General features: G+C 74.3%; 19 protein-coding genes. 8 read left to right on the forward strand and 11 right to left on the reverse strand.

All coding sequences use genetic code 11. The features are described from left to right. Positions 1-3: 3 nt before the first annotated feature. Positions 4-1068: a DNA polymerase IV gene (dinB, locus tag VF202_11640; GenBank protein ID HEX7040763.1), complete on the reverse strand. Its 1065-nt coding sequence runs from the start codon at positions 1066-1068 to the stop codon at positions 4-6. Positions 1069-1072: 4 nt separating this feature from the next. Then, positions 1073-1972, reverse strand: coding sequence for a 3'-5' exonuclease (locus VF202_11645; GenBank protein HEX7040764.1), 900 nt, complete (start codon positions 1970-1972; stop codon positions 1073-1075). A 67-nt stretch (positions 1973-2039) separates the two neighbouring features. Between VF202_11645 and VF202_11650 the strand changes: the two genes are divergently transcribed. The 4 genes from VF202_11650 to VF202_11665 all read left to right on the forward strand — a co-directional run bounded on the left by VF202_11650 (position 2040) and on the right by VF202_11665 (position 5273). Beyond that, a complete protein-coding gene (locus VF202_11650; GenBank protein HEX7040765.1) occupies positions 2040-2489 on the forward strand; it encodes a CBS domain-containing protein in 450 nt (149 codons plus the stop codon). Between the two features lie 182 nt (positions 2490-2671). Further along, positions 2672-3886 carry an FAD-dependent oxidoreductase gene (locus VF202_11655; GenBank protein ID HEX7040766.1) on the forward strand — a complete coding sequence of 405 codons (1215 nt, stop codon included), beginning with the start codon at positions 2672-2674 and terminating at the stop codon, positions 3884-3886. Continuing rightward, a complete protein-coding gene (locus tag VF202_11660; GenBank protein HEX7040767.1) occupies positions 3883-4611 on the forward strand; it encodes a Crp/Fnr family transcriptional regulator in 729 nt (242 codons plus the stop codon). The genes VF202_11655 and VF202_11660 overlap by 4 nt, the downstream gene beginning before the upstream one ends. Before the next feature lie 368 nt (positions 4612-4979). Beyond that, positions 4980-5273, forward strand: coding sequence for an HU family DNA-binding protein (locus VF202_11665; GenBank protein HEX7040768.1), 294 nt, complete (start codon positions 4980-4982; stop codon positions 5271-5273). 46 nt (positions 5274-5319) lie between these two features. Here VF202_11665 and VF202_11670 read toward each other — a convergent pair whose 3' ends face one another. Further along, positions 5320-5664, reverse strand: a complete 345-nt coding sequence (locus tag VF202_11670; protein HEX7040769.1) for a helix-turn-helix domain-containing protein — start codon at positions 5662-5664, stop codon at positions 5320-5322. A gap of 139 nt (positions 5665-5803) precedes the next feature. Here VF202_11670 and VF202_11675 point away from each other — a divergent pair, with 139 nt between their 5' ends. Beyond that, positions 5804-6337, forward strand: coding sequence for a YceI family protein (locus tag VF202_11675; protein ID HEX7040770.1), 534 nt, complete (start codon positions 5804-5806; stop codon positions 6335-6337). A 71-nt stretch (positions 6338-6408) separates the two neighbouring features. On the opposite strand, the gene VF202_11680 is transcribed toward VF202_11675, so the two are convergent. From VF202_11680 to VF202_11710, 7 genes are all read right to left on the reverse strand, one after another. Then, positions 6409-6984: a TetR/AcrR family transcriptional regulator gene (locus VF202_11680; protein ID HEX7040771.1), complete on the reverse strand. Its 576-nt coding sequence runs from the start codon at positions 6982-6984 to the stop codon at positions 6409-6411. 109 nt (positions 6985-7093) lie between these two features. Then, positions 7094-8974 carry an ATP-dependent zinc metalloprotease FtsH gene (gene ftsH, locus VF202_11685; GenBank protein ID HEX7040772.1) on the reverse strand — a complete coding sequence of 627 codons (1881 nt, stop codon included), beginning with the start codon at positions 8972-8974 and terminating at the stop codon, positions 7094-7096. Further along, on the reverse strand, positions 8971-9420 hold the full coding sequence (locus VF202_11690) for a MarR family transcriptional regulator (protein HEX7040773.1): 450 nt from the start codon (positions 9418-9420) through the stop codon (positions 8971-8973). The genes ftsH and VF202_11690 overlap by 4 nt, the downstream gene beginning before the upstream one ends. Positions 9421-9551: 131 nt before the next feature. Then, on the reverse strand, positions 9552-12563 hold the full coding sequence (gene pgmB / locus VF202_11695) for a beta-phosphoglucomutase (GenBank protein ID HEX7040774.1): 3012 nt from the start codon (positions 12561-12563) through the stop codon (positions 9552-9554). A gap of 1 nt (position 12564) precedes the next feature. Continuing rightward, positions 12565-13617, reverse strand: coding sequence for a dihydrodipicolinate synthase family protein (locus VF202_11700; GenBank protein HEX7040775.1), 1053 nt, complete (start codon positions 13615-13617; stop codon positions 12565-12567). Continuing rightward, positions 13608-14678 carry a site-specific integrase gene (locus tag VF202_11705; GenBank protein HEX7040776.1) on the reverse strand — a complete coding sequence of 357 codons (1071 nt, stop codon included), beginning with the start codon at positions 14676-14678 and terminating at the stop codon, positions 13608-13610. The genes VF202_11700 and VF202_11705 overlap by 10 nt, the downstream gene beginning before the upstream one ends. A gap of 111 nt (positions 14679-14789) precedes the next feature. Continuing rightward, positions 14790-15719: a metal ABC transporter substrate-binding protein gene (locus tag VF202_11710; GenBank protein HEX7040777.1), complete on the reverse strand. Its 930-nt coding sequence runs from the start codon at positions 15717-15719 to the stop codon at positions 14790-14792. 156 nt (positions 15720-15875) lie between these two features. Between VF202_11710 and VF202_11715 the strand changes: the two genes are divergently transcribed. From VF202_11715 to VF202_11725, 3 genes are all read left to right on the forward strand, one after another. Then, complete coding sequence (locus VF202_11715; GenBank protein HEX7040778.1) at positions 15876-16256, forward strand: hypothetical protein; 381 nt, start codon at positions 15876-15878, stop codon at positions 16254-16256. Positions 16257-16576: 320 nt separating this feature from the next. Beyond that, positions 16577-16870: a hypothetical protein gene (locus tag VF202_11720; protein HEX7040779.1), complete on the forward strand. Its 294-nt coding sequence runs from the start codon at positions 16577-16579 to the stop codon at positions 16868-16870. A gap of 76 nt (positions 16871-16946) precedes the next feature. Beyond that, positions 16947-17369 carry a VOC family protein gene (locus tag VF202_11725; GenBank protein ID HEX7040780.1) on the forward strand — a complete coding sequence of 141 codons (423 nt, stop codon included), beginning with the start codon at positions 16947-16949 and terminating at the stop codon, positions 17367-17369. Positions 17370-17462: 93 nt separating this feature from the next. Here VF202_11725 and VF202_11730 read toward each other — a convergent pair. Further along, a partial coding sequence (locus VF202_11730) for a site-specific integrase (GenBank protein ID HEX7040781.1) occupies positions 17463-18341 on the reverse strand: 879 nt, incomplete at its 5' end.

The following is an 18341-nucleotide window of genomic DNA, read 5'->3' on the forward strand; positions in this document are numbered from 1 at the left end:
GGGCTAGCCGAACTCGAGCCGGGGCTGGACGGCGACCCCGTCGCGATCGGAGAGGTCCGCGACGGTGACGCCCAGCAGCCTCACCGGCCGGCGCGGCCTGTCGGTCTCGAACGCCAACCGCCGCGCCAGCGCCAGCAGCGCCTCCGCCTGCCAGAACGGGCCCAGCTCGGTGTGGCTGCGCGTGATCGTCCTGAAGTCGTCGAAGCGCAGCTTCACGGTCACGCGGCGGGCCGCCAGGCCGCGGCGCTCCAGGGCGCCGTGGACCTCCTCGCACAGCTGCGCCAGCACCGCGTCGAGCTCGGCCTCGTCGGTGACGTCGACGTCGAAGGTCGTCTCGGCGCCCAGCGACTTGCGCGGCTGGTCGGGCACGACGGGCCTGTCGTCGATGCCGTTCGCGATGTCGTGCAGGAAAGCGCCGAGCTTCCCGAGCTCGGCGACGAGGCGCTCCCGACCGGCGGCGCGCAGGTCGGCGCCGGTGCGCCAGCCGAGCGACCGCAGCTTCGCCGCGGTGCGTGGGCCGACGCCGTAGAAGCGCTCGACGGGCAGGGGGAGCAGCACCCGGTCGACGTCCTCCGGCCTGATCACGGTCAGCCCGTCCGGCTTGCTCATGCCGCAGGCGAGCTTGGCGAGGAACTTCCCGCCGGCGACCCCGGCTGACGCCGTCAGGCCCGTCTCGTCCTTGACCTCGGCCTTGATCGCCTTGGCGATCAGCGTGCCGGAGGGCGGGCCCCGCTTCGGCCGGGTGACGTCGAGGTAGGCCTCGTCGAGGGCCAGCGGCTCGACGAGGTCGGTGTAGCGGTGGAAGACGGCCCGCACCTGCGCCGACACCTGCCGGTAGACGTCGAAGCGCGGACGCACGACGACGAGCTCGGGGCAGAGGCGCAGCGCCCGCGCCATCGGCATGGCCGAGCGCACGCCGAACGCGCGGGCCTCGTAGCTCGCCGCCGCCACCACCGCCCGCGGTCCCGTGCCGCCGACGGCGACCGGCAGGCCGCGGAGCTCCGGTCGGTCGCGCTGCTCCACCGACGCGTAGAACGCGTCCATGTCGACGTGGACGATCTTCCTCACGGCCTCAGGCGGCCCGGGCCTGCCTCGCGTGCAGCGCCCTCAGCACCGCCAAGGTGAGCGCCGCGTCGCCCGCGCTGCGGTGCGACTGGTGGCCGACCAGCACCCCCTCGATCGCCGCGGCCCGCGCCAGGCGCAGGCCGCCGCTCGCGAGCCCGCGGCAGACGGCGTAGGCGCGCATCGCGCACTCGAAGCCGGGCAGAGGGTGCTCCACGGACCAGGCGCGGCTCGACTGCGCCGCCAGCCGCTCGTCGAAGGGCGCGTTCCAGGCGAGCACGCGGTAGCCGGAGAGCGCGTCCGCCAGGGCGTCGACGACGCCGGGCCAGGTGGGGGCGTCGGCGAGGTCGCCCCAGGTGAGGCCGTGCACCCGCGAGGCCGCCGCCGGCACGTAGCCGCGCTTGGGCCGCACGAGGCTCTCGAACAGGACGTCGCCGCCGGAGGAGACGGCGGCGACCTCGACGACCTCGTCGCCGCGCGACAGCCCCGTCGTCTCCACGTCGATCACGGCGAAGCCCTCGCGGAACAGCTCCTGCAGCCAGCGGCGCGGCTCGCGGCTCAGCGAGGGCCGGCGGTAGCGCCCGGGCGCCAGCGGCGTGTGGCTGTGTCTGAAGGACAGCCCCACGGCCGTGGCGCGCTTGGCGGCCAGGCTGCCCGCGCCACGCCCGGGCGGGAGGGCGCGGGGGCGCGGCCACATGTCGCCCCGCAGGCGCCTCGCCTCGGTCGTGCTGTAGAGGGGCGAGAGGCCGCCGCCGGACCCGACCCAGGCCGCGGCCCGCGGCGGCACCGGGTAGCCGCGGCCGCGCAGCTCCTCGGCGGTGCGGAGGTCCCGCGGCGCGTGCGTGCGCTCCGGGTAGACGGGCACGCCCGGCGCCGCGCCCTGCCCCTCGTCGTGGGGACGGCCGCTCACGCCGAGAATCCTACCCCCGCGGCGAGCGCCTATGATGGCGCCCTAGCCCAAGCAGGAGGTGTGGCGGATGCAGGTCGGGCGCACGGTGAGACAGCTTCTGCAGGACAAGGGCACCGCCGTCTACACGATCTCGCCAGACGACACGGTCTTCAGGGCCCTGGAGGTCATGGCGCAGCACGACGTGGGGGCGCTGGTCGTCGTGGACGGGTCGCACGGCGTCGTGGGGATGTTCTCCGAGCGCGACTACGCCCGCAAGGTCATACTGCACGGCCACGCCTCGCGCGAGCTGAAGGTCAGCGCGATCATGTCGGGCCAGGTCGTGAAGGTGACGCCGGAGCAGACGGTCGCGGACTGCATGCGCCTCATGACCGAGAGGCGCGTGCGGCACCTCCCCGTCGTCGAGGACGGGAGGCTCGCCGGCCTCGTCTCGATCGGCGACGTCGTGAAGGCCGTGATGTCGGAACAGGAGTTCCTGATCGAGCAGCTCCAGGCCTACGTCTCGGGCGAGCTGCGCTGAGGGCCGGGGGCGCCGGGGCGCGGTCGGCGGGTCGGGCACGCGGGTGCCGCCCCGACGCAGCGGCTCGGTCGGGCGGCCTCGGCGGCGCCCATGCCCCGTCGGGGACGCGTCTCACGGACTTTTGACATAAAGGACTTACATAACTGCCATGAAGGTGTTACCCTCGGTCGAGGAGCGCGAACATGGCGAACCGGTACGTGTTGATAGGCGGCGGCCTGGCAGCGGACGCCGCGGCCAAGGCCATCAGGGAGGCCGACCCGGAGGGGTCAGTCACCCTCGTCACCGCGGAGGGCGACGCGCCCTACCGCCGCCCCCATCTCTCGAAGGCGTTGTGGTCCGGCGGTGACGTGGCCAAGGCGCTGCTGGGCACGGCCGGCCACGGCGTCGACGTCATCACGGGCCGCCGGGCCACGACCCTCGACACCGCCGCCCGCCGCGTCGTGCTGGACGGCGGCGACGCGCTCGACTACGACCAGCTCCTGATCGCCACCGGCGCCAGGGCGCGCGCGCTGCCCGGCCTGCCCGCCGAGGGGCCCGTCGTGGCCTACCGCACGCTGGCCGACTACCGCCTCGCGCGCGAGCGCTCCGGCGAAGGCAGGCGCGCCCTGGTCGTCGGCGGCGGCTTCGTGGGGGCCGAGCTGGCCGCCGGCCTGAAGAACGCCGGCACCGAGGTCCACGTGGTGTTCCCCGAGAAGGGGATCGGCGCGAACAGGTTCCCGGAGGCCCTGGGGCAGGCGCTCAACGAGCGCTACCGCGGAAGAGGCGTGAGCGTGCACGCCGGCGCCACCGTCGAGAGCGCCGAGCGCCGCGGCGAGTGCGTGCGGGCGCGGCTGACCGACGGCTTCGAGGCGGAGTTCGACCTCGTGGCGGTGGGCATCGGCGTCGAGCCGAACGTGGACCTGGCCCGCTCCGCGGGACTGCGCGTCGAGGACGGCGTGGTCGTCGACAGCGCCCTCCGGGCGCTCGGACCCGACGGCAGACCGGTCCCTGGCGTCTTCGCCGCCGGCGACGTCGCCTCGTTCCCCTGGCCACGGCCGTTCCCCCGCTCGCGCATCGAGCACGAGGACGCCGCGGTGACGATGGGCGCCCACGCCGGACGCCAGATGGCGGCGGCCGCGCGAGGCGAGGATCCCGCGCCGTACGAGCACCTGCCCTTCTTCTACTCCGACCTCTTCGACGACGGCTACGAGGCCCTCGGCCGGATGGACGCGAGGCTGGAGATGTTCGAGGACTGGAAGCGCCCGCTCGAGGAGGGCGTCGTCTACTACCTCGACGGCGGACGCGTCGTCGGCGTGCTGCTGTGGAACACCTGGGGCCAGGTGGACGCGGCGCGCGACCTGATCCTCGCCGACGAGCGCGTCACCGCGGCCGAGCTGCGCGGGAGGCTGCCGGCGTGATCACGACGCGGGCGCAGCTCCCGCCCCGCCCCGGGGCGCCCCGACGCGGCGGCCGGCAGGCGCCGGACGAGCCCCTCAGCGTCGACGGCGTCGCCGTGTTCGGCGAGCTGAGCCTGTCTCCGGGGGAGAAGCTCTACGGCGAGGGCGAGCCGGCCGCGGCGCCGTTCCTCGTCGTCGAGGGCGTGCTGCGCGTCACCGTCGACGCGCACGGGCGCAGCCGTCTCGTCGACCTAGTGGGTCGCGGCGACGTCGTGGGCACGGCCGCGCTCGAGGGGCGCCCCCACGCCGAGTCGGTGCACGCCGCCGAGCGCGGGGCCGTCGTCGCCGTGGTCGACCTCGCCACGACCCTCGAGCACCGCGGGCCGCGCCAGGCGCTCGTCGCCGCCCTCGTGCGGCAGATGGTCAGGAGCCGGCAGCTCGCCGACGACCTCGGGCTGCCCATGGGCGCCCGCATCTGCCGCATCCTGGCGCGCCTCGCCGAGCGCCTGGGCGAGCCCGTCGAGGGAGCGCCGGGGTCCCCGGCGGCCGGGCGCTGGCGCCACCTGCCGTTCAGCCTCACGCACGACGACGTCGCGCTGATGGCCGGCTGCGCCAGGGTCACGGCGACGCGCGTGCTCGGCGACCTCAAGGAGGCGGGCGTCCTCGGCGGCACCAGGGGCGACTACGCGCTGGTGCCCGAGGCGCTGGAGGAGGCCGCCGACAGGTACGTCTGGGAGGTCATCTGACCGATGACCGATATTTCGCAACGCCCCGCAGTACCCCGGGACTAGCATCCGGGCAGAGGGGTGGGGTGCCAAGATCCCACCCGGCGCGATCCGCAGAGGACACTCCCATCGTCGTCGCGGTGGCACCCCCCTCTCACGGCTCGCGCCACACGATGGCACTCGGACGCTCACCGCGGGTCGGCGGCCCCGGCCGCCAGCGCCGCGCGGATCGCCGCGCCGCACGGCGCTGGGCCGGCCCTCGCGAGCGCGTGCCCGCGCGGCCTGACGGTCACCGCCCCCGCGATTACGGGGCGGCGGGACCGTCCCTGACGCGCGCCTGAGTGAAGAACCCTTGGTGGTCGCGAAGTCGGCGTGTTAGAACCATGAGCATGAACAAAACCGAACTCGCCGCTAAGCTCGCCAAGAAGACTGGGCTCTCCGAGGCCAAGGCCTACGAGGTCGTCAACGCCATCTTCTCGACCGCCCCGGGCGAGGGCATCATCGCCGTCGAGCTCGACGCCGGCCGCAAGGTCCAGATCACGGGCTTCGGCACGTTCGAGACCCGCCGCCGCAACGCCCGCAAGGGCGTGAACCCGGGCACGGGCAAGCCGATCACGATCCCGGCCAAGAAGTACGCAGCGTTCCGGACGGGCAAGGGCCTCAAGGAGCGCATCGAGAAGTAGCTGGCCCTCGCCGCCGCGCCGCCCCTCGGCGCGGCTCGGGCAGCTCTCAGCCGGCCACGACCTCGAAGTCGTGGCCGGCATCGACTTCCTTGATGTGCTTGCGGGCCCAGGCGTCGATGGAGTCTATGACGTCCTGGAGCTCATAGCCGGCCTGCGTGAGCTCGTAGCGCGTGCGCGGCGGCATCGTCGACTCGACCTGCTTGCTGATCACGCCGAGCTGCTCGAGCTTCTCCAGGCGCTGCGTCAGCGTCGCCGAGTTCACGCCGCCCACCTCGCGCGCGATGGCGTTGAAGCCGCGCGGACCGGCCAGCAGGGCGCGGATGATGTGTAGCACCCACTTCCCCTGCAGCAGGTCTATCGACGCGTGGACCGGGCAGAACTCGTCCCTCACGGCGGCAGGTTAGCACGAGGGGCGGCCCCCGTCGCCGCGCTTGACATTACAAAGCGCTTTATTATACGTTGCGTGGGTATCGGTGCGGCCCGCGATCAGGGCCATCCCCGACACGAGATCCCGCATCTGGAGCGTGAGCATGAGCCTGAAGCTCGACAGGTCGCACAGCAGCCTCGAGTTCGCTGTCCGCCACATGGGACTGGCCACGGTGAGGGGCCGGTTCGCCGAGTTCGACGTCGCCGCCGAGGTGAACGAGCGCGGCGAGCCGGTCGCCGCCACGGTCACGGTCGACGCGGCCTCGCTGGACACCGGCGTCGCCGACCGCGACAACCACCTGCGCTCGGCCGACTTCCTCGACGTCGCCAGCCACCCCAAGATCGTCTTCGAGGCGACGTCGTTCCGCCGCGAGGGCGAGCAGCACGTCGTCGAGGGCCGCCTGACGATCCGCGGCGTCACGCGACCCGTGACCCTGCGTGGCGAGATCAACGGCCCCATCAAGGACCCCTGGGGCAACGAGCGCTTCGCGGCCGACCTGGAGGGCAAGCTCGACCGCACCGACTTCGGCCTCAAGTGGAACCAGGTCCTGGAGGCCGGCGCCCTGCTCGTCGGCGAAGAGGTGCGGCTGCACGCGGTCGTCGAGCTGATCAAGGTGGGAGAGCCGGTCGCCGCCTGACGCCGTCCCCGCACGGCGCGCCTGGGGGCGACGCCCAGTCTAGCTAGACAGTTCTGTACACCAACTGAGCCTCAGTCGTCGGCCGCGCCGGCGATCAGCGACGCCGCCGCGCTCTTCGCGAGCTCGGCGGCGCTCGCGTCGCCCGTCACGACGACGTAGACGCTGGCGCCCTCGAGCAGCATGGTGAGCTGCACCGCCAGCCCCTCCGGGTCGTGGAGGCCGGCCTCCCGCGCCTGGCGCGCGAAGTACTCCTCGACGTTCCTGGCGTGCTCCTGGGCGTAGGGGCGGGCGGTGTTGAGCTGCCCGCCCAGCTCGAACGTCGCCGAGACGAGCGGGCTCCCCCTGAAGTCGGGCGTCTGCGCCCACTCGACGAAGAGGTCGAAGACCGCGAGCATGCGCCCCAGCGGCTCGTCGGCCAGGCCCGGCGCCTGCGCCAGCCACTCGTCGCGCTCGGCCTGGCGGCGCTCCAGCACCGCCTTGACCAGCGCCTCCTTCGAGGGGAAGTGGTGGTAGAGGGTCATGCGCGCGACGCCGGCGCGCGCGATGATCTCGTTGATCCCCACGTTCGACACCCCGCGGGCGTAGAAGAGCCGGGCGGCGGTGTCGAGGAGACGCTCGGCTGCGCTCGATCGGGGTTGTTCGCTCACGACCGGATGATACGTACCGGTCGGTCTGAGCACAAGGGGCGCGCCGCGAAGCGCGCCCCACACGCGAGCGGCTGCGGCGCCCCGGGCTGCCGGGCGCCGCTCGCCCGCCTCAGGCCGCGAGCGTGGCCTCGCGCTCGCCCAGGCCCACGACCTCCCTGACCTCGGCGGCGTCCAGGGACTCGCGCTCGAGCAGCGCCGCGGCGAGGGCCTCGAGCTCGCGCCTGTGCGCCTCCAGCAGCTCCTTGGCGCGGCGGTAGCACTCGTCGACGATGCGCCTCACCTCGGCGTCGACCAGTCGCGCCGTCTCCTCGCTCAGCGGCTTGGCCGCGGGGGCGGTAGCGTCGCCGCTGAGGTAGGGGTCGTCGCGCGAGGCCAGCGAGAGCGGTCCGACGCCGCTGCTCATGCCCCAGCGCGTGACCATCATGCGGGCGAGCTTGGTCACCTGCTCGAGGTCGTTCTCTGCGCCGGTGGTGCGGTCGCCGTAGACGAGCTCCTCGGCCGCGCGTCCCCCGAGGGCGCCGACGATGCGCGCCCGCACGTAGGCCTCCGAGAAGTTGTAGCGGTCGTCGTCGGGCGCCTGGTAAGTGACACCCAGCGAGTGGCCGCGCGGCGTGATCGTCACGCGGGTCACGGGGTCGGCCTCGGGTAGCACGAGCCCGACGATCGCGTGGCCCGCCTCGTGGTAGGCGATCCGCTCCCTGTCGCGCTGGCCGAGCACGAGCGGGCGCTTCGGGCCCAGGACGAGCTTCTCGAGAGCGTCCTCGAAGTCCCGCCGCGCGACGGCGCGGGCGTCGCGGCGGGCCGCCGCCAGCGCGGCCTCGTTGACGAGGTTCCTCAGCTCGGCGCCGACGAGGCCGGGCGTCTTCGCGGCGAGCGCCGCGAGGTCGACGTCCTCGTCCAGCGGCACGCGGCGCGTGTGCACCCGCAGCACGGCCAGCCTCCCGGCCTTGTCCGGCGCCTGCACCGTGACGCGGCGGTCGAAGCGGCCGGGACGCAGGAGGGCGGGGTCGAGGACGTCGGGACGGTTCGTCGCGCCGATGACGATCACGCCCTCGCTGGCCGAGAAGCCGTCCATCTCGGTGAGGATCTGGTTCAGCGCCTGCTCCTGCTCGGCGTTCGCGCCCGAGTAGCTGCCGGCGCCGCGGGCGCGTCCTATGGCGTCGAGCTCGTCGATGAAGACGATGGCCGGCGCGGCCTCGCGCGCCTTCTGGAAGAGGTCGCGCGCCCGGCTCGCGCCCACGCCCACGATCATCTCGACGAACTCCGAGGCGTTCATGCTGAAGAACGGCACGCCGGCCTCGCCGGCCACGGCCCTGGCGAGGAGGGTCTTGCCGGTGCCCGGCTGGCCCACCAGCAGCACGCCCTTCGGCGCCGTGCCGCCCAGGCGCGTGTACTTCTCCGGGTGGCGGAGGAAGTCGACGACCTCCTCGAGCTCGGCCTTGGCCTCGTCGATGCCGGCGACGTCGTCGAAGGTCACGGTCAGGGAGCCGCCCTCGAAGCGCCGCGGGTCGCTCTTGCCGATCGCGAAGCCCAGGTTCCCGCCCAGGCGCCTTATCAGCAGGAAGCCCCCGCCGATCAGCAGGAGCGCCGGCACGAGCTGCAGGAAGAAGGTCAGGAGCGGGTTCCGCTCGGCGTCGGCGGCGACGGCGCTGACGACCACGCCCTGCTCGAGGAGCAGCGCGCCGATCTCCGGCAGCGCGAAGGCGGGCAGGGTGGTCGTGAACTCCTCCAGCTCGCGCTCGCCGCCCCGCACCGTGGCGACGGCGGCGGGACGCTCCAGCGTCACGGCGAGGGTCCGGTCGCGGGCGGTGACGCTGGCGACGTTGCCGGAGCGCAGCTGGCCGAGGAAGGCGGAGTAGGTGACGGCCGCGGGGCGCCGCGCCTGCGTGACCAGCACGGCCGCGACGGGAGCGGCGACGAGGACCGCGGCGGCGGCGACCAGGGCCCACGGGCGCCAGCGCCTGCGGGGAGCGCGCTCGACCCGCGTCACGACTCGTCCGCCTCGAGCACCGAGAGCGCCCCGAAGAGCTGGTCGACGCCGGCCATGCCGAGGCGCGCGATCTTCGGCTGCAGCGACGCGGCCAGGCAGTCGCGGCTGCGCGCCACCACGCGCTTGCCCTCGCGCGTCAGCGAGACGCGGAAGCGCCTGAGGTCCTGCGAGTCGACGGCCCGCTCCACCAGGCCGCGCCCCTCGAGGGAGCGCAGCAGGCGGCTGACCGTCGAGGGCGGGAGGCCCGTCGAACGGCTCACGACCGTGGGGTGGGAGGTCACGACGAGCTCGTTGAGCACGAGCAGCTCGGGGAAGCTGAGCCCGAGGCGGGAGGCGCAGCCCTCGCCGAAGCCGACGAGGGTCCGCCTCGCCCGCTGCAGGCTGGCCAGCAGCCGGAGCGCGGCCTCGCGCTCCGAGGTCGGCAGGGTCGAGCCGGGTGAGGTCACGGCGACAAGGATATGTCAGCCACAGGATAGTTGCAAATGGAAGTATTAGTGACGACGCGTCACACCCGCGGCCCACACCGCGCTCATGGGCGGCGCTCGACGGGGCGGGGCGGGCGCGCCCGGCCCCTCCCTCAGGCGGGGAAGGCGCGGGCGTGCGCCTCGCGCAGGCGCGCGAGGGTGAGGGCGGACGTGTCGGGCAGCGTCAGGTGGGCCGCCCCCAGGACGTCCTCTGGACCGACGCCGACCGCCGCCATGCCCGCCCCCACCACCGCCTCGACCCCGGCCGCCGCGTCCTCGACGCCGACGCACTCGTCGGTCAGCAGGCCGAGCGCGTGCGCGCCGCGCTCGAACGTCTCCGGCTCCGGCTTGCCGCGGAACACCAGGCTCGGGTCGACGACGGCGGCGAAGCGCCCCGCGAGGCCGAGGCGGGAGAGCACGGCGGGGGCGTTGCGGCTGGCCGACGCCAGGGCGAACCTCACGCCGGCGGCGTCGAGCTCGTCGAGCAGCTCGCGCACCCCGGGCAGCACGTCGGCGGGACCGAGGCGCGAGAGCAGCTCGACGTAGCGGCGGTTCTTCCGTTCGGCGAGCTCGTGCAGCTCGCCCTCTGAGAGCACGAGACCAGAGCCCTCGAGGATCAGCTGCAGCGACCGCAGCCTGTCGACGCCCTTCAGCGCCTCGTTGCGCCGCCTGTCGAACGGCACGCCGAGGTGGTCGGCCAGCTCCTGCCACGCCTGGTAGTGCAGCTCGGCCGTGTCCGTGATGACGCCGTCGAGGTCGAAGACGACGCCGCGGAGCTCGGGGCCCGTCGGCACGGCGACCGCCGACCCGGGAGCGAGCTCCACGGGGCGTCCGCGGTGCAGCAGCTCGACCGGTCTACCTGCCAGCAGGCGGTACGTGGTGGACGCGCGCGTGACGTCGACGAGGAAGCGGGACCCGCGCCAGTTCAGACGGAACGCCAGCCTCCGCCAGCGCGCGGGCAGCCGCGGGCGCAGCGAGACGCGGCCGCCCTCCACCCGGTAGCCGGCGAAGCCGTCGACCAGAGCCAGGTAGGTGCCCCCCATGGCCGCGACGTGCACGCCGTGGTCGGCGTTGCCGTGCGTGTCGTCGAGGTCGATGCGCGCCGTGGCGTCGAAGAAGAGCGCTGCCGTCTCGAGGTCGCCCAGCTCGGCGTAGGCGACCGCGTGGGCGCAGGCGGAGAGGGAGGAGTCGTGCGTCGTTCGCGGGGCGTAGTAGGCGACGTCGCGGCGGAGCTGCCAGCGCGGCACGTCGTGGGGGAGGAGCGTGTGCGCCAGCACCACGTCGGCCTGCTTCAGGACCTGGTGCCGGTAGATGTCGAGGTAGTGGTAGTGCAGCAGCAGGGGGTAGCTCTCCGGCGGCACCTCGTCCCACGGCCACTCGGGCTTCGAGAGGAAGCTCGCGTCCTGCTTCGTCACGCCGAGGCGGTCGTCGACGGCCAGGTGCACGAGGGGGGCGAGCTCGAACCAGCGCGCCACCTCCTCGTCCCGCAGGCCGACGCGCTCCTTCACCGCCGCGAAGCGCCCGGGGTCGCGCAGCGCGAGCGAGCCGGCCAGCTCGGCGGCGTAGAGCAGGGTCTCGCGCACGAGCTTGTTCGTGTAGTGGTTGTCGTCGATCAGCGCCGTGTACTCGTCGGGCCCCGTGACCGTGTGCAGGTGGAACCTGCCGTCGAGGCCCACGGAGCCGTAGCCCGCGTAGAAGCGCGCGCACTCGAAGACGACGTCGGCGCCGCCCTCCCACAGGAGCTCGACGTCGTCCGTGGCCTCCACGTAGCGCCTGAGCGCCAGCACGATGTCGCCGTCGATGTGCACCTGCGCGGTGCCGGCGGGGAAGTACGCCGAGGCCTCTGGTCCGGCGATCGTGCGCCACGGGTAGAGCGCCCCGGCGCGGTGCAGCTCGCGAGCGCGGGCCACGGCCGCCGGCAGCAGGGCGACGCGGTAGGAGAGCAGCGACCTGGCCAGCTCGGGCCAGACGCGCGTGAGCACGGGCACGACGTAGACCTCGCTGTCCCAGAACGTGTGCCCCTCGTAGCCCTCGCCGGTGAGCCCCTTGGCGGCGATGCTGGTGCGGCCGTCGCGCCCGGCGCCCTGCAACAGGTGGAAGAGCCCCAAGCGCACCGCCTGCTGCACGTCGTCGTCGCCCTCTACGACGACGTCGGAGGACTCCCAGAACCGCTCCAGGAACGCCCGCTGGCCCTCGAGGAGAGCCGTGACGCCGCCCGCGGCGGCGTAGGCGTCGAGCTCGGCGCGGGCGGCGCCCAGGAGGTCCGCCGGCTGCGCCAGGCGCGCGTCGAGGTAGACCACGCGCACGTCCACGCGCACCGGACCCGCGGCGTCGAAGGTCGCCGACCAGGAGGCGGAGAACGGCTCGCTGGCGGCGGAGGAGACGAAGCCGGCGCCCGTGATCTCGTGGTCGGCGCCGCAGACGAGCTGCATGCCGCTGCGGTCGGCTCGCTGGCTCAGCAGGAGCCTGCCGGCGGTGTCGTGCTCGTGGGCGACGGGCTGCAGGACCTGCCCGGCGAGCGCGGAGCCGAGACGCGGGTCGCCCCTCTCGACCTGGTTGCGCACGCGCCCGTCGACGGTGTGGCCGACGTCGAGCCGCACGGGGCCGTCGAGCGGCTCCACCTCGAGGCGGATCGCCATGCGCGGGGCGTGCTCCAGGGAGACGCACCGCGTGTACCTCAGCCGCGTCCTCTTGCCGTCCGCGCCGGCCCAGACGAGCGAGCGGGTCAGCGTGCCGCTACGCAGGTCGAGCGCGCGCTCGTGCCCCGCGGCGCGCGCACCGACGCGCACCGGCTCGCCGTCGACGGCCACGGTCAGGCGCGTCGCGTCGGTGACGTTGAGGAGCGTCTGCCTGACCTTCGCCTGGCCGTAGCCGCCCTCCGCGTAGACGATCTGGTCGAGCTCGTGGAAGCCGTTGAGGAAGGTGCCCGGCACGGAGGCGACGCCGGGAGGCGCCCCCTCGTCGAGGACCCCGCGCACGCCCAGGTAGCCGTTGCCGAGCGCGAAGACGCTCTCGTGGGCCGCCAGGCGCTCGGGGTCGAAGGCGACCTCGCGCACCCGCCACGGCTCGACCGTGAGGCTGCGCCTGCCCTCGCGGCGCAGCCGCTCGAGACCCCGCGCCGGCACGTCAGGCGGAAGGCACGGCCGCCAGGTCGGGGCGCACCGCGTGGAGGTGGTCCAGGTGCTCGGTCAGCTCGCGCGCCGTCTCCTCGTCGAGCTGCGCGCCGGGCGCGCGCACCAGGGCGTGGCGGATCGCGCCGCGGCGGCGGTAGACCTCCTTGCGGACGGCCAGTCCGACGCCGGGCTGGAACTCGAAGGCGAGGAACGCGGCGGCCTTCCGGTACTCCGCCGACGCGCGGCGCCGGGCCTCGTCGCCCGCCGACGAGCCGCGGACGGCGCCGACGAGGAGCTCGGGGAACGACACGCCGGTCATCACGCCGGCGGCGCCGCGCGCCAGCTCCTCGACGAGGTGGAGGCCGCCGAGGCCGCCGAGGACCGCCAGGCCGGGGGCCAGGCGCTTGAGCGCGCTCAGCTTCGCGCCGGTGGGCGGGTCCTCGAGCTTCACCGTCGTCACGGACGGCACCTCGGTGTGGAGACTGGCCAAGGTGGCCGGCGAGACCCGCACGCCCGTCGACGCCGGGTAGTCGTGCACGACCACGGGCAGGCGACCGCCGCCGGCGGCGAGGGCCTCGTCGAGCTCGCGGTACTGGGCCAGCACGGCGGCCTCGTCGGAGGCGACAGGCGCGACCATCAGGCCGGCGGCGCCGAGCTCGACGAAGCGCAGGGCGCGCTCGACGGACACCTTCACGCCGCCCGCGCTGGCGCCGGCGACGACGGGAACGCGTCCGCCCGCGGCCTGCACCGCCACCGAGACGACGACCTCCTGCTCGGCCTCCGAGAGCTTGTGGGCCTCGCCGAGGAAGCCCAGGACCGTGACGCCGTCCACGCCGGCGGCCACGAGGAACCGGACGAGGGAGGCCACGCTCTCCTCGTCGAGCCTGCCGTCCGGGGTGAAGGGCGTGGGCATGATCGTGTGGACGCCGCGGAGGGCGGCGGGTCGGTCGTCCGGCCCGCGGCGCTCCGACGCGCCGGGTGCCGAGCCTCGGTCCTCCAGGTCTGCGACTCGCGTGTCCGTATCGTGCGCGCTGCGCGGCGCGCTCCCCTGGCTGTTCACTCCCACTCGGACAGGCTACCGCGCAGCCGGCCCCTGTCGACGGCGGCGTAGCGGCGCGCCATGTCGCTGGCCCGGTGCCTGAGGTGCTCCTGGACGAGGGCGAGGTCGCCGGTCTGCCGGTAGAGCCGCTTGCCGGCGGCGTGCCGCAGCGCGTGGACCCCCTTGAACTCCACCTGCGCCCTCTGGCAGAGCCGGCGCAGGCGGTTGTAGACGCCGTACTGCGAGCGCAGCTCGAGCACCTCGGCGCGGTGCCGGGCGACCGGGTCGCGCTCGACCTCGCGGGCGTAGGAGCTCAGCTCGGCGGCGAGCCGCGGGCTGATCACGACCTCCTCCCGCTCCTCGTCTCCGTCCTCGGCGCCCTCGCGCCGGCCCGGTCCGGGGCTCGCCGGACGCACGCGCAGCGTGCCGGACCGCAGGTCGACGTCCTCCCAGCGCAGGCGGACCATCTCGCCCACGCGCAGGCCGGCGTGGGCGCCGAGCAGGAGCATGACGCGCTCGTGGGCGTCGCGCGCGGCGGCGAGCAGCTCGTTGAGCTCCATCTCCGTGTAGGCGCGCGCCCCGTCGGTGTCGTCGGCGCCGGCGAAGTCGCCCCGGCCGAGGTCGCGGAACGGGTCCGCGGTCGTCGCCCCCGCCCAGGTCAGCGCCCCGTAGAGCGCCCTGCCGGACGCGACCCGCAGCGCCACGGTGGCGGGGGATAGGGGACCGCGCTTCACCCTGCGTCCGCGCCTGCCCTGCGGCTGGCTCGCGACGAGAGGCTCCCGCTCGCCCTCGAGCAGGCGGCGGACGTACTCGCGCCCCGCCTCACGGCTCGGCGCCAGCAGGTCGTCCTCCGGCCAGAGCGCGAGGAGCTCCTTGAGGCCGCGCCGGTAGGCGCGCAGCGTGTGCCGGCTGGGGCGCGACCCCGGCAGCGTCAGGTGCGCCTCGACCAGCTCCCACAGCCCCTGCTCGTCGCGCGCCGCGGCCGCGTTCTCGGCGTGACGCCTCAGCGCCTCCTCGGAGAGGCCCTGGAGCCTGGCGACGCGCTGGGCCGGCGTGGCCCCCGAGAGCTCGAGCGAGGTGATGCTCACGAGGCCACGCTAAGCCGTCCGCGCCCGTGCGACGGTGAACCTGGTCGCATTATCAAATCTGGGCGTGTCCACGAACGAGCGGGCGACCGCGACGCCGCACTCCCTCACCCCTCACTCACCACCCAGGGCGTCGGCGATCCGCTCGGCGTTGTAGCGCAGCAGCTCCTGGTACGTCTCCGGCCCGGGCGGACCGCCGATCGGGTCGAGCGTCACGACCTCGACGCCCGCGGACTCGGCGACGACCGCCGCCGTCCGACCGTAGAGCTGGCGCTCGTCGAAGACCACGCGGGCGCCGGCGCGCCTGATCGCCGCCACGGTCTCCGCGACGTAGCGGGCGCTGGGCTCGCGTCCGGGGAACGGCTCGAGCGTGGCCGTGAGCTCGAGGCCGAACCGCCTGGCGAAGTACGGCCAGGCGTCGTGGAAGGGCACGAACGGTAGGTCGCGCACCGGCGCGAGCAGGGCCTCGATCTCGGTCGCGAGCCCGGCGAGGTCCTCCCGCACTGCGGCGGCGTTGGCGTGGAAGGTCTCGGCCAGCTCGGGGCGCAGCGCGGTCAGCTCCGCGGCGAACGCCGCCGCCGCGTCTGCCGCGATGTCGGGGTCGAGCCAGACGTGCGGGTTCGCCGCGACGGCTCCGGCGGCCACCCCGCCGTGCTCATCGCCGCCGATGGGCTCGAACGGCACGCGCTCCATCACCACGAACCGCCGCGCGGCCGGCGCCGTGGCCTCGACGAGGCGCTCGAGCCAGCCGTCGAGGCCGCCGTTCATCACGACCAGGTCGGCGCTCCCCAGGAGGGCCGCCTGCGAGGGTAGGGGCTCGAACGAGTGAGGCGAGGCGCCCGACGGGAGTAGGGTCGTCACCGCGACCGCCTCGCCTCCGACCTGGCGCATCAGGTCGGCCCAGGGCGGCAGCGAGACCACCACCGACAGCGGATCGCCTTGGCCGCGCGCGGTCGCGAGGCAGGGGAGGAGGACGAGCGCGGCGAGCGCGGCGGCGACCGGCCGTAGTGAGGGGCCCCGCCGCATCTGAGAACGCGTTCTCACCTCGCCTGGATAGCCCGGCCGCGGGCGCCTGTCAAGCGTCCGGCCCGCACGACACCTTCGGCCCATGAGTTTAGGCTGGAGGGGCCGGACGACCGCCCAGGCCCGCACTGGGCGCCGGTAACGCGCCAGCAGCGCGCACCGGACGGGAGGGTAGAGATGACGACGGATCGGCTCGACCGCGATGTGAACGACCTCGACGCGCTCCTGGCCCTCGTCGCCCGTCGCGACCGCGGCCCGGGCGACCCGGTCGCCGCGCGGGATCCCTTCGCGGACGAGGACGACGAGCTCGACGACGAGGAGTCCGCGTTCGACGACGAGGACGAGTGGGACGAGGAAGCCGACCTCGAGGACGTCGAGGACGACTGGGACGATGACGACGAGGACGACTGGGACGACGAGGACGACGACTGGGACGACGACGACGAGGACGACTGGGAGGACGACGACGAGGACGAGGGGGGCGGCCTCTGGGACGACGAGGAAGAGGACGAGGACGAGGAGATCGACTTCGGGGACGAGGACGACGAGGAGGAGTGAGGTCGCCGTAGCCCCGTGACGAGCCGCGGTCGCCCGCGGCCCCTCGCCCGGGCCGGCGGCAGCGGCGTGTCGGCGGTCACGCCGGACTGGCGCTCGCATCCGGAGGGTGCTGCGAGCCCCTGCGGCTACCGGGGGACCCGGGGGCCCCTACTTGCCGTCACCGACGGCCTGTGCCCGAGCGGGCCCGTGTTCGTAGGGCGCCCGACTCCCTTAGATATTGAGGGTATCCTGGGGTCGGCCGGGCCGGCGGCGGCAGCGGCCCGCCGCCGCTGCGGAGCGTCGGCGCGCGACACGCGAAGGACCGTTGGGAAGGACAGACCGTGGCGAAGAAGCCTCTCACGAAAGCGCCCGAGGCGAAGCAGCGTGACGCCAGCCAGACCGCCGTCGTGGAGCGCCGCCTCGACGCGCTACACACGACCCTCAGGCTCCTCCTCGAGCCCATGGCGGGGCGGAGGGTGAGGGTCGTGGAGTACCGCCGCAAGCGCGACACCGACGCCCGCTGGTCACGCAACAAGGACCAGGAGGGCGCCGTCTACGACTACGACGAGCTCGGCCTGGCGCCCTCGTTCGACGAGCTCTTCCCGCAGGCCGCGCTGTTCGACCGCGGCGACTGAGGGCCCACGGCGCGGGTGAGCCGGTCCTCGGCCGGGTGGGCCCCGGCGCGCCGCGGATGTCCGATGATGGTGCGTGATGGAGCCGAGGATCAGCGTCATCACGCTCGCCGTCGAGGACCTGGAGAGGTCGCTGCGCTTCTACCGCGACGGGCTCGGGCTCGATACGCCGGGCGTGGTCGGGACCGAGTTCGAGCACGGGGCGGTCGCGTTCTTCGACCTGCAGGGCGGCGTGAGGCTCGCGCTCTGGCCGCGCCGCAGCCTGGCCCACGACAGCGGACTCCCCGCGGGGCCCGCCGGCCCCGCCTCGTTCAGCCTCGGGCACAACGTCAGGTCGCGGGCCGAGGTCGACGACGTCATGGAGCAGGCGCGCCGGGCCGGCGCCGAGGTCGTGAAGCCGGCGGGGGAGACGTTCTGGGGCGGCTACGCCGGCTACTTCACGGACCCCGACGGCCACCTCTGGGAGGTCGTGTGGAACCCGCAGCCGCTGCCGCCGGGCTGACGGGAGCACGCGCGGTCGGGACTGGGCCGACCGGCGCGCCGGCCCCACCCACGACGGCTCAGGCGGGGACCTGACGAGCGGCGGTGCCCGCGGTCACGGCTCGTCGAGCCCGAGGCTCCAGCCCCTCACCTCGTCGGTGTCCTGCGCGGCGGCCATGTAGACCTCGGTGCTGCTCATGCTGGCGTGCCTGAGGTGGTCGCGGACCTTGCGCAGGTCGCTGGTCTGGCTGGCGTAGTAGACGCCGGCGAAGTGCCGCAGCCCGTGCACGCCCTTCGTGAAGCGCTCTGGCGGCAGGCCGCGCGCCGTGAACGCCAGGTGCCACAGCTCCTCGAGGCGCGTGTAGACGCGCGAGCGGGAACGCGTCTCGAGCACGTACGGCGGGGTCTCGCCGGGGCCTCGGGGCGGCACGTCCTGCGAGCGCGCGAGGAGGTTGCGCCGCAGCTCCTCGCTCATCGTCACGGCGGCCGTCTTGCCGCCCTTGCCGAAGCGCACGGTGAGGCGGCCGCTCCGCAGGTCGACGTCGTCCCACGTGAGCGCCAGCATCTCGGAGACGCGCAGCCCGGCGTGCGCGCCGAGGAGCAGGATCAGCCGGTCGTCCCAGTCGCGGGCCACGCTGGCCATCCACTCGAGCTCCTCCAGCGTGTACGCCTTGGCCTTCGCCCTCTCCACGGGCTTCGCCGTGAGCTTGGGCAGCGGGACCTCCTCGAAGGGGTCCGCCGTCGTGACGCCGGCCCACCTGAGCGCCTCGTAGAGGGCCCGAGCCGCCGCGACGCGCTGGCGCACCGAGGCCGGGGAGAGCGGCTTCACCGGCTTCTTGCCCAGGCGCCTCTGCGCCTCGGCGCCGCGGTCCCTGGGGTCGGCCTCGCGGCGCGGGTCGCGCAGGCGCCTCACGTAGGCCTCGGCGTCGGCCCTGGAGGGCCGCAGCAGGTCGACGCCGCGCCACGCCTCGAGCAGCACCATCACGCCCTTGCG

This window comes from Trueperaceae bacterium (assembly GCA_036381035.1).
Lineage (GTDB): Bacteria > Deinococcota > Deinococci > Deinococcales > Trueperaceae > DASRWD01.

Coding starts and splice junctions, on each gene's coding strand:
- VF202_11650 (HEX7040765.1), top strand. CDS start 2,040: ATGCAGGTCGGGCGCACGGTGAGACAGCTTCTGCAGGACAAGGGCACC.
- VF202_11655 (HEX7040766.1), top strand. CDS start 2,672: ATGGCGAACCGGTACGTGTTGATAGGCGGCGGCCTGGCAGCGGACGCC.
- VF202_11665 (HEX7040768.1), top strand. CDS start 4,980: ATGAACAAAACCGAACTCGCCGCTAAGCTCGCCAAGAAGACTGGGCTC.
- VF202_11675 (HEX7040770.1), top strand. CDS start 5,804: ATGAGCCTGAAGCTCGACAGGTCGCACAGCAGCCTCGAGTTCGCTGTC.
- VF202_11715 (HEX7040778.1), top strand. CDS start 15,876: ATGACGACGGATCGGCTCGACCGCGATGTGAACGACCTCGACGCGCTC.
- VF202_11725 (HEX7040780.1), top strand. CDS start 16,947: ATGGAGCCGAGGATCAGCGTCATCACGCTCGCCGTCGAGGACCTGGAG.